We start from the raw sequence: 16,011 nt of genomic DNA, 5'->3' as shown, positions 1-16,011 counted from the left end.
TGACCGAGTGAATCAAAAACCCCCGGCAATAGCCAGGGGTTTGTCAGCAGTCTGAGGGCCGGCTTGCGCCGGCCCATCCGCATGAAAGACGATCGAGGCTTTGCCTCGCCTCAGGAGGCGAGTGCCGCTTCCTTGTCGTCCTCGTCCTCGGCCATCAGCTCTTCCTTGGTGACCGTCTTGTCGTTGACCTCGACCTGCTCGAGGAGATGGTCGACCACCTTCTCCTCGTAGATCGGCGCGCGCAGGCTGGCGACAGCGTCCGGGTTCTCCTGGAACATCTTGTAGACTTCCTGTTCCTGGCCCGGATAGCGGCGGATCTGCTCGAACATCGCCCGCTGCAGTTCCTCGTCCGTCACCTGGACGCCGGCCTTCTCGCCGATCTCGGACAGGACGAGGCCGAGCCGCACGCGGCGTTCGGCGAGACGGCGATATTCCTCGCGCGCCTTCTCCTCGGTCGTGTCCTCGTCCTCGAAGCTCTTGCCGCTCTGCTTCAGCTCGTTCTGGACCTGATTCCAGATGTTGTTGAACTCGGCCTCGACCAGCTTCTCCGGCAATTCGAAGTCGTAGTCCTTGTCGAGAGCGTCGAGCAGCTGGCGCTTGACCTTCTGCCGAGTGGCCATGCCGTACTGGCTCTGGATCTGGTCGCGCACCAGCTTCTGCAGCTGCTCCAGCGATTCCAGGCCGAGCTTCTTGGCGGTCTCGTCGTCGATCGTCGTCTCGGTCGGCGCGGCAACGGCCTTCACCGTGACGTCGAACGTCGCGGCCTTGCCGGCCAGATGCCCCGCACCGTAATCCTCGGGGAAGGTCAGCTCGACGACCTTCTCGTCGCCCGCCTTGACGCCGACCAGCTGGTCCTCGAAGCCGGGAATGAACTGGCCCGAACCGATCACCAGATCGCTGTCGGTCGCCGCCCCGCCCTCGAAGGGCTCGCCATCGAGCTTGCCGACGAAGTCCATCGTCACCTTGTCGCCATCCTCGGCGGCACCGTCCTTGGGCTCGTAGGTGCGCGCATTCTGCGCGATCCGCTCGACCTGTTCGCTGACCTCCTCGTCGGAGACCTCGACGATCGGCCGCTCGATCTTGATGCCGCTCGTCTCCTTCAACTCGATCGCCGGCAGCGTCTCGTAGGACAGCGTGAACTTGAAGTCGCTCTCGCCGGACAGGACCTTCTCGGCCTCGCCCTCGTCCTCGGTCATGGCGACCTCGGGACGCATGGCGGAGCGCTCCTTGCGCTCGGCGATGATCGAGTTCGGCGTCTCGTTGAGGATCTGGTTGACGATCTCCGCCATCAGCGACTTGCCGTACATCTTGCGCAGGTGCGACACCGGCACCTTGCCCGGCCGGAAACCTTTCAGCTGCACCCGGTCCTTGGCTTCGAAAAGCCGCGTCTGAAGGCGCGCCTCAAGATCCGAGGCGGGCACGACAATCTCGATCTCGCGCTTCAGGCCCTCGGCCTTGGTTTCCGTTACCTGCATTCTCGATACCTTCTTGATCTTGTTATACCCGGCGGCGCTCCCGTCCGCCGGATCAGCGATGAAACCCTGGTGAAAACGGCAATGGTGCGGGTGGAGGGACTTGAACCCCCATGCCTCTCGGCGCTTGGACCTAAACCAAGTGCGTCTGCCAATTCCGCCACACCCGCACGGCGCGTCAGCCACGGACGTCGCGAGGCGCGCGACTCTATATCACCGCGAGTCTGGGCACGAAAGGGTAAATCCTGGCAGTTTTACCGGCTTTTCCGTCGGGCCGAGCCGTCTTAGCGGCCCGCCGCGATGGAGTTTCGGCGCATGGCGGCCGCTCCAGCCATGCGCCATCTGCCCCGCCTCGCCCGGCCGTGAAGCGCGGAGAGAACCACAAACATCTGAATAAATTGTCTTTTTCCCCTCTCTTGCTGCGTTGCACAAAATGCAATGCTGCCATGCGGAGGTGGCTCTGGTACGCGGCGGGGCGGGTCCATAAATTGCTGGTCAACGAGGCAAGGGCGCTGACCACCGCGCCGAGCCCCTAAATCGATTAGATAAGCATCCGGAGACTACCGATGAACCTGATCCGCTCCTACAGCAACTGGCGCCGCTACCGCGAGACCGTCAACGAGCTGAGCCGACTTTCGCAGCGCGAGCTTGCCGATCTCGGCATCTCCCGCACCGACATCCCGTCCGTGGCGCGCCGTACGGTCGCCTGACACGGACTTTAGGTTTCGCAAGGGCCCATCCTCCTCCCAGGGCCTGAGCGGAGCGGCCAAGCCCATCCTCCTCCCAGGGCAAGGCCATCATAAGTCGCCCGTCGGGTCCTCCCCCCGGCGAGCGCCAAGAGATCAAGGAATTCGCGAGGGTCCATCCTCCTCCCAAGGGCCCAAGCGGAGAGCGGCCCGTCCATCCTCCTCCCAGGACGGGTCATCAAAAGACGCTCGCCGGGTCCTCCCCCCGGCGAGCGCCAGAAATTCAAGGTTTCGTGTAGGCCCACCTCCTCCCGGGCCAAAGCGGAAACGGCCTGCCAACCTCCTCCCAATCGGCAGGCCATCATAAGTCGCCCGTCGGGTCCTCCCCCCGACGGGCGCCATGAGATCAAGGGATTCGCAAGGGCCCATCCTCCTCCCAGGGCCCGAGCGGAGAGCGGCCCGTCCATCCTCCTCCCAGGACGGGTCATCAAAACGACACCCGCCGGTCCTCCCCCGGCGGGTGTTGTTGTTTTCGGGGTGCTGCGCCGCCCTTTCACGACGCCTCCCGGGCTGATAAATTCCTGCAATGACAAACCAACCCATCCACATCGTCGGCGGCGGGCTCGCCGGCTCCGAAGCCGCGTTCCAGATCGCCGAACGCGGCATTCCCGTCATCCTCCACGAGATGCGGCCCGTCCGCGGCACCGACGCGCACAAGACGGACCGGCTGGCCGAACTCGTCTGCTCGAACTCGTTCCGCTCCGACGATGCCGAGGCCAATGCGGTCGGCGTCATCCATGCCGAGATGCGGCTCGCCGGCTCGCTGATCATGCGGATGGCCGATTCTCATCAGGTGCCGGCAGGCGGCGCGCTCGCGGTGGATCGCGAAGGTTTCGCGGATGCGGTGACGCAGGCGATCGCCGCGCATCCGTTGATCACGATCGAGCGTGAAGAGGTGCCAGGACTGCCGCCGCAGGAGTGGGGATCGGCCATCGTCGCGACGGGTCCGTTGACGGCGCCGGGGCTCGCCGCGTCGATCCGCGAGGCGACCGGTGCGGACGCCCTCGCCTTCTTCGACGCGATCGCCCCCATCGTCCATTTCGATTCGATCGACATGGACAAGGCCTGGTTCCAGTCGCGCTACGACAAGGTCGGCCCGGGCGGCACGGGCAAGGACTACATCAACTGCCCGCTCGACAGGGAGACCTACGAGCGCTTCGTCGCAGCTCTCGTCGAGGGCGACCGCGTCGCCTTCAAGGAATGGGAGGGCACGCCCTATTTCGATGGCTGCCTGCCGATCGAGGTGATGGCGGAGCGCGGACCGGAAACCCTGCGCCACGGTCCGATGAAGCCGATGGGCCTGACCAACGCCCATGATCCCGAGACGAAGGCATATGCCGTGGTGCAGCTGCGGCAGGACAACGCGCTGGGCACGCTCTACAACATGGTCGGCTTTCAGACGAAGCTGAAATACGGCGCACAGGCCGAGATCTTCCGGATGATTCCCGGTCTCGAGAAGGCCGAGTTCGCGCGCCTCGGCGGCCTTCACCGCAACACCTACCTCAACTCGCCTGTGCTGCTCGACGAGACGCTGCGCCTCAAGGCGCGCCCGCATGTGCGCTTCGCCGGACAGATCACCGGCTGCGAGGGTTATGTCGAATCGGCCGCGATCGGACTGATGGCGGGGATCTTCGCCAGCGCAGAGGCGCGCGGCGAACATGTCCCGCCGCCGCCGCAGACCACGGCGACGGGAGCGCTCATCGCCCACATCACCGGCGGCCATCTCTCCCACGAGGAGGACGGCGGCAAGCGGTCCTTCCAGCCGATGAACGTCAATTTCGGCCTGTTCGCGCCGCTGGAGCCCGGCGCAATCGAGAAGCCCGAGGGGCAGAAGCGCTTCCGCGGCAAGGAAAAGGCGATCGCCAAGAAGAAGGCGCTCGGGCGACGGGCGCTCACCGACTTTTCTGCGTGGCTCAATCGGCAGACGATCGCTCAAGCGGCCGAGTGACGGTCTTCCCCGCCGACGGGCGCGTTGTCGCCCGGTCGGCATCGGCCGGCGGTCCGGCGGGCGACCATTCGGCGGACCGGAAATAGAAAGACAGCGTGGCCGAAAGGATCGCGCCGCCCGGTGCCTGCTGAACCAGCTGCCGGATGGCCAGGCGGACGTGCCGGCCAGACGGGCTCGTCAGGTCGAGGACCGGCGCGCTGGTCGAGGCCGGATCGCCGGAGAAGATCGTCTCCGACAGTCCGCCGACGCCCTCAACGATCGGAAACCTGTCCTCCACGCCGCCGATCGCCGCGACAAGCTCCTCGTCGGAAAAGCGCAGCGCGACCTGACCGGCCTCAGTCTCCATGGCGGACGCATCGGTCTGGAGCGTGGAGGCAATAACGACCTGCTCCATGGTCGCCCGGTCGAAACCGGCGATATCGACGACCGGCTGGCGTAGCGCGGTGAAACCGCGGGCGGTCGACGCGGTGGCGACATGCACGAGTCCCAGCCCCCCGACGAGCACATCCATCGCATCGTCCGGGCGGCGCTCCTCTGCCATAGCGACGCGCGTGGCGAGTTCCGGCTCGAGATAGGGCAGGATCCGATCGAGTTCGCCCGCGTCGTCGAGCGCCGCGAGGCGGGAGCGGATCTGCGCATGCGCCGCATCCGAGCGCTTGGTGTTGCGCAGCCGGATCATCTCGGATCCGGGGACCCGCGTCGCATATTCGGCGATCAGCCGCGCCGACTGGCTTCGCCCGACCGTAGCGGCCGCACCCCATGGCCCAAAGGACGACAGCGCAAGGAGCAGGACGGGCACGCCTGCCATCACACGGACGTCGGAACGCCCGCGCGGCAGGAGTTGCGCTGCGAGCACGAGAGCCGCCGCAATCGCGGCCAGCGCCACGAAGTAGCGCGCCAGGGTGACGCCTTCCGAACCGAGCCGGGCCCCGATCGCCAGCGCCAGCAGCAGGAGGGGCAGGACAAGAATGCCGGCCCACACGCGCGAGAACAGGCGAATCGCCGGCCCGCGGTCGCGCAGGAACGGCTCGCCGGAGATCCTGAGCGACAGGACCAGGAAGGCGTAGAACGTCCCGATCCAGCCGATCTCATTCTTCGGCAGATGACCGGTGAGAGCGATCTTGGCGGCGTAGAGATGCAGGACGACCGCGGTTGCGAGCGCGAGCGGCGCGGCAATCCAGACCAGAAGGATCCTCAGGCCCGCGACCAGCCTGTCGCTGCCGTCCGTCGCGACCGTCTCGTCGAATTCCGCCGGGATGCGCCCGAGCGCGAAGAGCGGCCCGACCAGGGTGAAGGCGGTGACGAAGATGTGTTCGTAGGCCCGCGAAGACAGGCCGACCTCGAACAGGAACCGGATCATCTCCAGGATGGCCGACAGGCCGAGTACGAAGAGAAGCACGGACAGGAAGGCAAGCGCCGCGCCCACGACCGTCCACAGCGTGAAGGTCCAGAACCGCAGCTGGTCGCGGCGGAGCACATAGGGCGCAAGCGGCACCGCAAACGTCGCGGCGACCACCAGAGGCGGCGCGAAGATTCCGAAGTCACGCCCGAAATAGGTTGCGAGCCCGACCGCCCCGGCGACGATCGCGGAGGCGGCCAGCCGCAGCATTGCGCCAGCGCGCCGCGCTTCCAGCCCAACGACAGCGACGATCGAGCTTGCGCTGGCGCCGTAGAGCGCGGCCAGCAGCCAGGCGAGATTGGCCTCGTCGGGAACGTAGACGTCTTCGATCGCGAGATTCGACAGGAGCGCGATCAGGACGATCATCAGCGCCGCCAGCGGAAACCGGCTCGCCGCCTGCCCCGCACCGCGCGCCAACTGACCGGAGAACCGCGCCAGCCCGCGCTGTGCGCGTGTCGCCATCCCCTCGTTCATGCCCCTCGATTCGTCCCCATCTGCCGACCGAAGCGCACGACCCCTCGGGCCGTCCGGCCGCACTGCCGCTGTCCTGTGTCCAATGCGATTCCCCAATCGCATCCGGCGGGTCGAGCCTCAGCCCCTCTCCCGTCGCGGTGCCGGCGGGTGCTCGCCCCGGCAGTCAGCCGCGCATCGAGCGCCAGTAGCGATAGGATTTGCTCAGGGGGCCGATCTCGACGGGCCGGTTGAAGATGTCCGAACCTGCGCGTTCGATGCGGTCCAAATATGGCACCGCCAGAAGTGCCGGCAGGAAGGCAGGCCGGACCGAAGCGGGCACGGCGGCATAGTGTTCGTGGGCGGCCTTCGCGTGCTCGCGGCCGAAGGCCACCATCGCCGAGACCGCCCGCAAGGGCGCCTCGCCCGATCCGGCGATCAGTTCCTCGGTCGAACAGCCCACGGCCGAGAGCATGTCCTTCGGAATATAGACCTGCCGCCGCGCCCGATGGACCGGCAGAAGCCGCAGGACGCCGGCAACGGCCTGCGCGACGCCCGCATGGCCGGCAGCGTCGGCTATCCGATCGGCGTCGCTGCGCGACAGGATCGTGGCTGCGAGCACGATCAGCGTGGAGGCCGTCTCCCCGGCATAGGCTTCGAAGGCCGCGCGATCGGGCATAGGATCGTCGTAGAGATCGAAGATGCGGGCTTCGAAGAAGCGGTCGAACGCCGCCCGCGGCAGGTCGTGGCGGTGGATCGAACCCAGCAGCGCGGCGGCGACCGGATTGCCCGAGGACGAATTGGCCTCGTCCGTCAGCGTGTCGCGCCACCATTGGAGGCGGATCTCGCCCAGCATCGGCTGGCTGACCTGATCGCGCACCCGCGCGCTCTCGACATTGACGGCGTAGAGCGCGGCAAGATCTGCACGCACCTTCTGCGGCGCGAAGACGAGCGAGAGGGCCCGGTCGCGATCTTCGGCCTCCAGAAGGGCCATGGCCTCGTCGGGCGTGTCGGTCATGGCGTTCCTCGCAACCGGCGCGCAGATGCGCAGCGGCTTCGTCTCACTCGACGGCGATCAGTGCGGCGGCGACCGGACGGCCCTCGGACAGCATGATGTTGAAGGTCCGGACAGCCGCGCCGGTCGACATCGGATCACAGGAAATTCCCCCCTTGCGCAATCGTTCCGCCAGGGCGGCCGGCAGGCGGCGAATGTCCTTGCCCGTTCCGAACAGGAGGAAGCTGATCTCCTCTGCCTCCTCGAGGACCTTCTGCAGGCGCTCACCCGAGAAAGGCGCCTCTGCGGTGGCGCTCCATCCGTAGATCCCGGACGGCAGGCACAGGATCGAGCCGCGATGCGACATGTCGGCGAAGCGAAAGCCGCCATTGCCATAGGCGGTGATCGGCGCGCGGCCCGGGAAGTGGGCTTCCCGGATCTCGATTCCCTTGGCCATGATCCGCTCAGGCCTGACCGGGCGTCGCCGTTCCGGTGGTTCCGCTGCGCGCCGCCTCGGCATCCTCCTTGGCCGCAGCGAAGTCCGCCGGGCGCAGCTTGAAGAGGATCAGGATCGGCGCAGCGACGAAGATCGAGGAGAACGTCCCGATCACCACGCCGAAGAGCATGGACGCCACGAAGGACCGGATCACCTCACCGCCGAAGACGAACAGGGCGAGAAGCGCCAGCAGCGTCGTCAACGAGGTCATCGTCGTGCGCGACAGCATCTCGTTGTCCGACAGATCGAGCATCTGCCCGATCGGCATCTTCTTGAACCGTCTGAGATTCTCGCGGACCTTGTCGTAGATGACGACGGTGTCGTTCAGCGAATAGCCGACGATCGTCAGGATCGCCGCGACGGTCGAAAGATTGAACTCCAGCTGGGTGAGGACCAGGAAGCCGAGCGTCAGGATCACGTCGTTGATCGTGGCGATGATCGCTCCCATGGCAAACTGCCACTCGAAGCGGAACCAGACATAGATCAGGATGGCGAAGAGCGCGGTGACGACGCCGATGATCGCCGCCCAGGCCAGCTCGCCCGAAACCGTCGGCCCCACCAGCTCGGTGCGGCGGATATCGTAGTCGGCGGTAAGTGACTGCTGCGCGCTGGTCACGAGCGACGCCTGCGTCGCGTCGCCATCGGCGCCCTGCTGGCCGATCCGGATCAGCGCTTCCTGCGGCGTTCCGAACTCCTGGACCTGGGCATCCGCGACCCCGGCTGCGCCGAGGCGCTGGCGGATATCACCGATGTCGGCATTGCCGGACTTCGCCTGTACCTCGATCAGCGTGCCGCCGGTGAAGTCGATCCCGAAATTGAGCCCGACCGCCCCAAGGGCGACGATGGAGGCGAGGCAAAGCGCCATCGACACGCCGAACATCTGCAACCGCACCTTCATGAAGGGGATGCGGGTAACCTCCGGAACGAGGCGGACATAGCCCTTCGGAAGCTCCTTCGGGCGGCGGCGGCGGACCCATTCAGCGACCAGCCAGCGGGTCAGGGTGAAGGCGGTGAAGACGGTGGTGATGATACCGATGGCCAGCGTCACCGCGAAGCCGCGCACCGGGCCCGAGCCCAGGAAGAACAGGACCACGGCGGCGATCAGCGTGGTGATGTTGGCGTCGAGGATGGTCGCCAACGCCTTCTGGAAGCCGATGTCGATCGCCTGGATCACCGAACGGCCCTGCCGCCGCTCGTCGCGGATGCGCTCATAGATGAGCACGTTGGAATCGACCGCCATGCCGATGGTCAGGACGATGCCGGCGATGCCGGGCAGCGTCAGCGTCGAGCCGATCAGCGTCAGGATGGCGAAGAGCAGGATCACGTTCACCGTCAGCGCGATGTTGGCGATGACGCCGAGGAAGCCGTAGGCCGCCAGCATGAACACGACGACCAGCACCGCGCCGATGATGCCGGCATTCTCGCCCGCGGCGATCGAATCGGCGCCGAGGCCCGGCCCGACGGTACGCTCCTCGATGATGTTCAAGGTCGCCGGCAGGGCACCCGCGCGCAGCAGCACGGCGAGGTCGTTCGCCGACTGGACGGTGAAGTTGCCGCTGATCTGCGCCTGGCCGCCGAGAATCGCCTCGCGGATGTTGGGAGCCGAGAGCACCTTGTTGTCGAGGACGATCGCGAAGGGCTTGCCGACATTCTGCTGGGTGACCCGGCCGAAGCGCTGCGCGCCCTGCGAATCGAAGCGGATGTTGACGACCGGCTGGTTGGTCTGCTGGTCGAAGCCGGCCTGCGCGTCGGTGAGGTTTTCACCCGACACCATCACCTGCTTCTGGACGAGCACCGGCTGCGGCGGATTGTCGTTGGTGTAGAGGAGTTCGGAGCCGGCCGGCGCACGGCCACCCCTGGCGACCGCATCCGGCGACTCGCTCTGGTCGACCAGGCGGAAGGTCAGCTTGGCGGTCTGGTTGAGGAGCGCCTTCAGCCGCTGCGGATCGCCGAGGCCGGGCACCTGGACCATGATGCGGTCCTGCCCCTGGCGCTGGATCAGCGGCTCGGTCGTGCCGAGCTCGTCGACGCGGCGGCGGACCACCTCTATCGACTGCGAGACCGCGTTGGTTACACGGTAGCTGATGCCCTCCTCGGTGAGGGAGACGTTGAGGACGCCCGCCTGCGGCTGTTCGATCGCGACTTCCTGAACCGTGCCGCCGCTGAGGAGCCCGCCGGAGACGGGCTGGGTGAGATCCGCGAGAGCCTCGCGCGCCTGGTCAGCCTGGGACGGATCGCGCAGCCGCACGGTGACCGTGGTGCCGTTGTCGCTGATCGCCGAATATCCGACACGCGCCGTCCGCAGGATCTGCCGGACCTCGTCGCGCACCGACTGCAGGCGGTCCTTGATCAAGGATTCCCGGTCTACCTGCAGCAGGATGTAGGACCCGCCCTGCAGATCGAGGCCCAGCGTCACCTGATCCTTCGGCACGAAGGACGGCAGATCCGCCAGCGTCTGCTTGCCGAGGACGTTGGGCAGGGCGAAAACGACACCGACCAGGACGGTCAACCAGATGAGGATCGTCTTCCAGCGCGAGAAATACAGCATGGCGGTCTCGGGGGTCATCGGTCGCGTCGTTCAGACCGACGCAGGCCGCGCGCGGCTTTTCTTGCCGCAAGTGGCCGCGCTCATGCGGCCGGAATATCGTCATTCTAAGGCAAAACGTCCCACTTCCTCAAGGAAGGAGGCGCGTTGCGCTTGGGCAGACCTATTTCGCGTTTGCTGCGGTCGGCTCGCCCTTCACCCGCACTTCCGTCACCATCGACTGGAGCACCCGGACGCGAACCTGATCGGAGATTTGCACCTCCAGCTCGCCACTGTCGAGCACCTTCGTAACGCGGGCGATGATTCCGCCCCCGGTGATCACCGTATCGCCGCGGCGAATGTTCTTCAGCATCTCCTCCCGCTTCTTCATCTGCGAGCGCTGCGGCCGGATGATGAGGAAGTACATGATCGCGAAGACCGCGACGAAGGGAAGAACACTGATCAGAATCTCGCTTCCGCCGCCGGTGGCGCCACCGGTTGCCTGGGCGAAAGCCTCGGACACGAACATCATCGACCTCTTGGAAAATTGGCAGGCGTCTAAGCCTTTACGACGTCCGCGGAATATACGATCGGTCGCCCCTAATGCAACAAGCTGGCGCTCCGGGAGGGCTCCGGCGCACCGAATGAGGGGATCAGCATGGACGCGGCGGAACTGAAGAGCCTCGCCACCACGATGGAACGGATCGCCCAAAGCCTGGAAAGGCTGGCGCCCTCACCCGCTCCCTCGCCGGATTTCGAGGCGGCCGACTGCTTCGTCTTCGAGCCGCCGGCGGCGCTGAAGCCGATACGCCAGGTCAACCGCATCCCGATCGAGCTCCTGAAGGGGATCGACCGCTCCCGCGACATCCTCTTCGACAACACCGACCGCTTCGCGCGCGGGCTGGCCGCGAACAACGCGCTCCTGTGGGGCTCGCGCGGCATGGGCAAATCGTCACTCGTGAAGGCGGTTCACGCGGCGGTCGGCGCCGCCCTTCCCACTGACGCTTCCCGGCTGAAGCTGGTCGAGATCCACCGCGAGGACATCGAGCACTTGCCGCGGCTGATGGGCTTCCTGCGCGCCAGCAGCCATCGCTTCCTCCTGTTCTGCGACGATCTCTCCTTCGATACGGGCGACGCCTCCTACAAGTCGCTGAAGGCCGCACTTGAGGGCGGCGTCGAAGGCCGGCCAGCCAACGTCCTCTTCTACGCGACGTCCAACCGGCGCCATCTCCTGCCGCGCGACATGATCGAGAACGAGCGCGCGACGGCGATCAATCCGGGCGAAGCGGTGGAGGAGAAGGTCTCGCTGTCGGACCGCTTCGGTCTCTGGCTCGGCTTCCACAATTGCAGCCAGGACCAATATCTGGCGATGATCGACGCCTATGTCGCGGCCTATGGCCTCGATGCGGGCAGCGAGCGCGAGGCCATCCACCGCGAGGCGCTGGAATGGGCGACGACGCGCGGCAGCCGGTCCGGACGCGTCGCCTTCCAGTTCATCCAGGATCTCGCCGGCCGGCGCGGACAGAGCCTCTAGACGCAGCGCCAAGACCAAAAGAATTGACCCGGTCGCGCGAAACGTGCGCGGCCGGGTCTAGTCACGCCTGGAGGTCGGCGTTCAGGCCGGCTGCGGACATCGGAGATCCGTTGCCGGAAGGGCGGCGTTCGCTTTCCCGCGGCCAGGGCCGCGGGGGGAACGGCTATTGCAGATATTTGGTCGGATCGACCGGCGCGGAGTTCTTGCGCACCTCGAAGTGCAGGATCGGCACGTCGGTGTCGCCGGACATGCCGGACTTGGCGATCTGCTGGCCGCGCCGGACCTTATCGCCGCGCGACACTTCCAGGCTCTCGGCATTGCCATAGACCGTGACGAGACCGTCATCGTGCTTGACGAGCACCGTGTTGCCGAACTCCTTGAGCCCGTCGCCGGCATAGATGACGACGCCGTTCTCGGCGGCCTTGACCGGCGTTCCGCGCGGCACCGAGATGTTGAGGCCGTCATTGCGGCGCCCGCCGACCTTCTCGCCGAAGCGGTTGATCACCCGGCCCTGCACCGGCCAGCGGAAGCCGCTGATGCCGGTGGAGTTCGGCGCGACGGCAGCAACGTTGGTGCTGGTCTCCTGCTTGATCGTCGAAGCCGGAGCCGTCGGCGCCGGGGCGGCAACCGCGACGGACGGCCGGTCGCCCTTCTCCGCAGTCTGCGGCTCGGCGACCGGTGCCGACACAGGCTTCTCCTCGCGTTGCGCCGGGCGCTTGTCAGGTGTCGCCATCGCCGGTTCGGCGGTCGCGACACGCGTCGTCTCCTTCGCGGGGACACGGCCGCCCTGCGGCACGGCAATGGTCTGCCCGAGGCGGATCGTATCGCTGTCGAGGCCATTGGCCCGCTTCAGATCCGCGACGGAAACGCCGGTTCGACGCGAGATCGACAGGAGCGTATCGCCCGAACCGACCGTGACCGAGCCCGCAGTCCGTGCCGAAGCCGTCGGCGCGGGCCGAGGCTGCGAAACCCGCGGCTGGTCGGCCGGCCGCTCGGTCGGAGCGGCGATACGGGCGGCCTGTTCCTGCAGAGTGGTCGGCGGCGCACCGCGCGTCGGGCCGGCGTCGCTTGCCGAGACCGGCTGCGAGGCGGAGCCGCCGGCAGGCATCGCCTGCGCGGTCGGAGCCGGGCTGCGATAATCCGGCGCAGGCGGCGGCGGCAGGGTGTGCTGCTGCACGACCTGCGAAGAACCCGCGCCCGGGACCGCCTGGGGATAGCCGGGCGAATAGGTCGGCTGCGACGCACCCGGCCCCGGCCGCGAGATCGCGCCTGTGCTCATCTGGTCGACGCCGGCCGGATAGGCCTGGTTGCCCGGATACGGCTGGTTCGCCGGATAGGCCTGATTCGCGGCGGTCTGCGTCGGCACGCTCTGCGGCACGGAGCCGGTATAGAAACCGTCGTCGAACCGCACGGTATCGGCACTGCAGCCAGCCATCAGGCCCGCAACCAGGGCCACACCCACCGATCCGACGAGCTGTCGGCGCAAACGGCTCAGCACTTGGAAACGCATCGCAGTTCCTCTGGTACGCAAAACCCAATCGTCGACAATAGAACCGCGTTAGTATTACCGCCCGGTTAAGTCATCGCTTTAAAAGGCCGATTCCAGGCTTCGAGACATTTCCGCAACAGTCCGCGACCGGCCGTTTCGCCGGTCTTCGCGCCGGCTATCGCCAGCTATTGCAGTGGATGCACGGGAACTCGCGCCGAGGCTCGGCGCGCGTCGCGGACCCAGCTGCGCCGCCCGAGATGGAGCGCTCAGAGCATCTCCGCCTTGCCGAATCCGAGCGGCTGATAGCGCACCTTGCCGATCTCATCGCGCTCGAAGCGGCTGCCGACCTTGCGCAGGCGGACGAGGGACTGCTCGCCGTCTCCCGGGCCGATCGCGCAGATCATCATGGCCTGCGGGCCCAATTGTTCCAGAAACTGGCGCGGCTGTGCCGGAAACGCCGCATGGGCGATGATCCGGTGGAAGGGACTTCCGGCGACATACCCCTCGCGGCCGTCCTCGAAGAAAGTCGAGACATTGGAGATTCCCAGCTGCTTCAGGCGCTGGGAAGCCCGCTCGACCAGCCGGCGGTAGCGATCGAAGGTGGTGACATGCGAGCCCAGCCGGGCGAAAAGAGCGGTGAGATAGCCGCTGCCCGTGCCGATCTCCAGCACACGGTGCTCCGGTTCGACCTCCAGCAGCGCCGCCAGACGTACGGCGGTCAGCGCGCCGGGCATCGTCTCCCCACAATCGATTGGGGCCGTGCGGTCCTCATACGGATCTTCGACGTCCATCGGCACGAAGTTGCGCCGCGGAACGCTTTCGACGGCCTTCATGAGGTCGGGACCGACCAGAGGTTCGGACCGCAGCTGGGTCACGAACGCGGCCAGCCTTTCGCGATCGCGATTGACGACAATCATTCGAGCAGCGCCTCAAGTCCCTCCCGCGCCTCATGCGCCGTGAGGTCGAGCTTGAGCGGCGTCACCGAGATCCGCCCAGCATTGAGCGCCGCGATGTCCGACTGCGCGACGTCCGGCCCGGCCGAGCGGCCGAAGATCAGCCAGAAATACGGAAAGCCCCGGCCATCCCGTCGCTCCTCCATCCCCAGCGAATAGTCGAGCTTGCCCTGCCGCGTGACCTCGACGCCGGCCACCGCGTCTGCGGGTACTGCCGGAAAGTTGATGTTGAGGAGCTCGCCAGGGGCCAGTTCGTGGCCGGCAAGTTTCTCGATGAGAGCTGGCGCATGTGTTTCGGCCGTCTCGAACAGCGCCTGCCGCCCGCCGCCCGGCCGAAAGGCCTGGCTGAGTGCGATCGACTTCAGGCCGAGCATGGCGCCTTCCATCGCGCCGGCGACCGTCCCCGAATAGGTCACGTCGTCGCAGATGTTCTGGCCGGCGTTGACCCCCGACAGGACGAGATCCGGCGGCGCGTCCATCAGCCGCTTCACCGCCATGATGACGCAGTCCGTCGGGGTTCCCGACAGCGCATAGCGCTTCTCGGAAATCTCGCGCAGCCGCAGCGGCGACGACAAGGACAGCGAGTGGGACAGGCCGCTTTGGTCGGTCTCCGGCGCGACGATCCAGACATCGTCGCTCAGCTTTCGCGCAATGCGCTCGAGGACCGCGAGGCCCTCGGCGTGGATGCCGTCGTCATTCGTCAGAAGCAGCCGCATCAGGCCCCGCTCGCGATTCGTACCATGCCGCCCATATAGGGCCGCAGGACCTCCGGCACGGTGATCGAGCCGTCCTCGTTCTGATAATTCTCCATGACGGCGATGAGCGCCCGTCCGACGGCGACGCCGGAGCCGTTCAGCGTGTGGACGAAGTGCGGCGTCTTGTCGCCGGCAACCTTGTAGCGCGCGCCCATGCGCCGAGCCTGGAAGTCGCCGCAGACCGAACAGCTGGAAATCTCGCGATAGGTGCCCTGCCCCGGCAGCCAGACCTCGATGTCGTAGGTCTTGCGCGCGCCGAATCCCATGTCGCCGGTGCAAAGGACCACGGTGCGGTAGGCCAGGCCGAGGCGCTTGAGCACCTCCTCGGCGCAGGCGGTCATCCGCTCGTGCTCCTCGACCGCCGTCTCGGCGGACGTCATCGACACGAGCTCAACCTTGTAGAACTGGTGCTGGCGCAACATGCCGCGCGTGTCGCGGCCGGCCGAGCCGGCTTCGGAGCGGAAGCAGGGAGTCAGCGCCGTCACGCGGATCGGAAGCTCGGCCGAATCAAGCATGCGCTCGCGGACGATGTTGGTCAGCGGCACTTCCGCAGTCGGGATCAGCCAATGCCCCTCCGTCGTGTGGAAGAGGTCCTCGGAGAATTTCGGCAGCTGGCCCGTCCCGAACAGGGCCTCGTCCCGCACCAGGAGCGGAACCGCGGTCTCGACATAGCCGTGCTCGCCGGTGTGCAGATCGAGCATGAACTGGCCGAGCGCGCGTTCCAGCCGGGCGAGCGGGCCCTTCAGCATGGTGAAGCGGGAACCCGCCATCCGGCCCGCCTGCTCGAAGTCCATCAGGCCGAGCGCTTCGCCGAGCTCATAGTGCTCCTTCGGCGCAAAGCCGAACTCAGGCGGAATCCCCACTCGGCGGACCTCGACATTCGCCGTCTCGTCCGCCCCCTCCGGCACCTCGTCGAACGGCAGGTTCGGGATCCGTGCGAGAGCATCCTGCAGCTGCGCATCGATCCGCCGCTCGGTCTCCTCGCCCTCCTGGATGGCGGCCTTGATCTCGGCGACCTCGGCGATCAGTGCATCGGCTCTCACATTGTCGCCGGAGCCCTTCGCCTTGCCGATCTCCTTGGAGGCCTCGTTGCGCCGGTTCTGCAGATCCTGAAGCTTCTTCAGGTGGTCGCGCCGGGTTTCGTCGAGCTTGATCAGGTCGATCGCTGCAGGCGCCGCCGAGCGCTTGCGCAGCGCCTCGTCCAGCTTGCCCGGATTGTCGCGTATCCATTTGATGTCGAGCATAATCGTC

At 66.7% G+C, this 16,011-nt stretch carries 13 protein-coding genes and 1 tRNA gene; 3 read left to right on the top strand and 11 right to left on the bottom strand.

The annotated features are described in order from the left end of the window. Positions 1–110 precede the first annotated feature (110 nt). Complete coding sequence (gene tig, locus LH400_RS04490) at positions 111–1,475, bottom strand: trigger factor (protein ID WP_229151480.1); 1,365 nt, start codon at positions 1,473–1,475, stop codon at positions 111–113. An 82-nt stretch (positions 1,476–1,557) separates the two neighbouring features. Then, a tRNA-Leu gene (locus LH400_RS04485) sits at positions 1,558–1,642 on the bottom strand. 396 nt (positions 1,643–2,038) lie between these two features. Here LH400_RS04485 and LH400_RS04480 point away from each other — a divergent pair. Next, the gene (locus LH400_RS04480; protein WP_229151479.1) at positions 2,039–2,182 is read left to right on the top strand and encodes a DUF1127 domain-containing protein; all 144 of its coding nucleotides are present in this window, start codon (positions 2,039–2,041) and stop codon (positions 2,180–2,182) included. Positions 2,183–2,744: 562 nt separating this feature from the next. Next, positions 2,745–4,166: a methylenetetrahydrofolate--tRNA-(uracil(54)-C(5))-methyltransferase (FADH(2)-oxidizing) TrmFO gene (gene trmFO / locus LH400_RS04475; RefSeq protein WP_229151478.1), complete on the top strand. Its 1,422-nt coding sequence runs from the start codon at positions 2,745–2,747 to the stop codon at positions 4,164–4,166. Here the strand turns inward: trmFO and LH400_RS04470 are convergent. From LH400_RS04470 to yajC, 5 genes are all read right to left on the bottom strand, one after another. Beyond that, positions 4,132–6,027 (bottom strand): DUF4153 domain-containing protein, encoded by a 1,896-nt coding sequence (locus LH400_RS04470; RefSeq protein WP_229151477.1) that lies wholly within the window; start codon positions 6,025–6,027, stop codon positions 4,132–4,134. The two genes, trmFO and LH400_RS04470, sit on opposite strands and share 35 nt — an antisense overlap. A 175-nt stretch (positions 6,028–6,202) precedes the next feature. Next, entirely contained in the window at positions 6,203–7,033 is an 831-nt protein-coding gene (locus LH400_RS04465; protein ID WP_229151476.1) for a phytoene/squalene synthase family protein, read from the bottom strand. Positions 7,034–7,076: 43 nt separating this feature from the next. Further along, positions 7,077–7,466: an Mth938-like domain-containing protein gene (locus tag LH400_RS04460; protein WP_229151475.1), complete on the bottom strand. Its 390-nt coding sequence runs from the start codon at positions 7,464–7,466 to the stop codon at positions 7,077–7,079. A 7-nt stretch (positions 7,467–7,473) separates the two neighbouring features. Beyond that, positions 7,474–10,053 carry a protein translocase subunit SecDF gene (gene secDF / locus LH400_RS04455; RefSeq protein ID WP_229151482.1) on the bottom strand — a complete coding sequence of 860 codons (2,580 nt, stop codon included), beginning with the start codon at positions 10,051–10,053 and terminating at the stop codon, positions 7,474–7,476. Between the two features lie 160 nt (positions 10,054–10,213). Beyond that, the gene (gene yajC / locus LH400_RS04450) at positions 10,214–10,558 is read right to left on the bottom strand and encodes a preprotein translocase subunit YajC (RefSeq protein WP_229151481.1); all 345 of its coding nucleotides are present in this window, start codon (positions 10,556–10,558) and stop codon (positions 10,214–10,216) included. Positions 10,559–10,687: 129 nt separating this feature from the next. Here yajC and LH400_RS04445 point away from each other — a divergent pair, with 129 nt between their 5' ends. After that, positions 10,688–11,563, top strand: a complete 876-nt coding sequence (locus LH400_RS04445) for an ATP-binding protein (RefSeq protein WP_229151474.1) — start codon at positions 10,688–10,690, stop codon at positions 11,561–11,563. A gap of 163 nt (positions 11,564–11,726) precedes the next feature. On the opposite strand, the gene LH400_RS04440 is transcribed toward LH400_RS04445, so the two are convergent. The 4 genes from LH400_RS04440 to serS form a co-directional block, all read right to left on the bottom strand. Then, positions 11,727–13,073: a peptidoglycan DD-metalloendopeptidase family protein gene (locus LH400_RS04440; protein WP_229151473.1), complete on the bottom strand. Its 1,347-nt coding sequence runs from the start codon at positions 13,071–13,073 to the stop codon at positions 11,727–11,729. 245 nt (positions 13,074–13,318) lie between these two features. Continuing rightward, a complete protein-coding gene (locus LH400_RS04435; protein WP_229151472.1) occupies positions 13,319–13,969 on the bottom strand; it encodes a protein-L-isoaspartate(D-aspartate) O-methyltransferase in 651 nt (216 codons plus the stop codon). Then, positions 13,966–14,721: a 5'/3'-nucleotidase SurE gene (surE, locus tag LH400_RS04430; protein WP_229151471.1), complete on the bottom strand. Its 756-nt coding sequence runs from the start codon at positions 14,719–14,721 to the stop codon at positions 13,966–13,968. Before surE ends, LH400_RS04435 begins: the two co-directional genes overlap by 4 nt. Then, complete coding sequence (serS, locus tag LH400_RS04425; protein WP_229151470.1) at positions 14,721–16,004, bottom strand: serine--tRNA ligase; 1,284 nt, start codon at positions 16,002–16,004, stop codon at positions 14,721–14,723. The genes surE and serS overlap by 1 nt, the downstream gene beginning before the upstream one ends. Positions 16,005–16,011 lie beyond the last annotated feature (7 nt).

This window comes from Jiella soli, assembly GCF_020615385.1.
GTDB lineage: Bacteria > Pseudomonadota > Alphaproteobacteria > Rhizobiales > Rhizobiaceae > VKMB-3413.
This window is presented reverse-complemented; position numbering and strand designations above follow the sequence as displayed.

Excerpts from the sequence above, each read along its gene's own strand:
- serS (WP_229151470.1), bottom strand. The coding sequence starts at position 16,004 with ATGCTCGACATCAAATGGATACGCGACAATCCGGGCAAGCTGGACGAG.
- LH400_RS04440 (WP_229151473.1), bottom strand. The coding sequence starts at position 13,073 with ATGCGTTTCCAAGTGCTGAGCCGTTTGCGCCGACAGCTCGTCGGATCG.
- trmFO (WP_229151478.1), top strand. The coding sequence starts at position 2,745 with ATGACAAACCAACCCATCCACATCGTCGGCGGCGGGCTCGCCGGCTCC.
- yajC (WP_229151481.1), bottom strand. The coding sequence starts at position 10,558 with ATGTTCGTGTCCGAGGCTTTCGCCCAGGCAACCGGTGGCGCCACCGGC.
- LH400_RS04445 (WP_229151474.1), top strand. The coding sequence starts at position 10,688 with ATGGACGCGGCGGAACTGAAGAGCCTCGCCACCACGATGGAACGGATC.
- LH400_RS04465 (WP_229151476.1), bottom strand. The coding sequence starts at position 7,033 with ATGACCGACACGCCCGACGAGGCCATGGCCCTTCTGGAGGCCGAAGAT.
- LH400_RS04460 (WP_229151475.1), bottom strand. The coding sequence starts at position 7,466 with ATGGCCAAGGGAATCGAGATCCGGGAAGCCCACTTCCCGGGCCGCGCG.
- LH400_RS04480 (WP_229151479.1), top strand. The coding sequence starts at position 2,039 with ATGAACCTGATCCGCTCCTACAGCAACTGGCGCCGCTACCGCGAGACC.
- LH400_RS04470 (WP_229151477.1), bottom strand. The coding sequence starts at position 6,027 with ATGGCGACACGCGCACAGCGCGGGCTGGCGCGGTTCTCCGGTCAGTTG.
- secDF (WP_229151482.1), bottom strand. The coding sequence starts at position 10,053 with ATGCTGTATTTCTCGCGCTGGAAGACGATCCTCATCTGGTTGACCGTC.
- LH400_RS04435 (WP_229151472.1), bottom strand. The coding sequence starts at position 13,969 with ATGATTGTCGTCAATCGCGATCGCGAAAGGCTGGCCGCGTTCGTGACC.
- surE (WP_229151471.1), bottom strand. The coding sequence starts at position 14,721 with ATGCGGCTGCTTCTGACGAATGACGACGGCATCCACGCCGAGGGCCTC.
- tig (WP_229151480.1), bottom strand. The coding sequence starts at position 1,475 with ATGCAGGTAACGGAAACCAAGGCCGAGGGCCTGAAGCGCGAGATCGAG.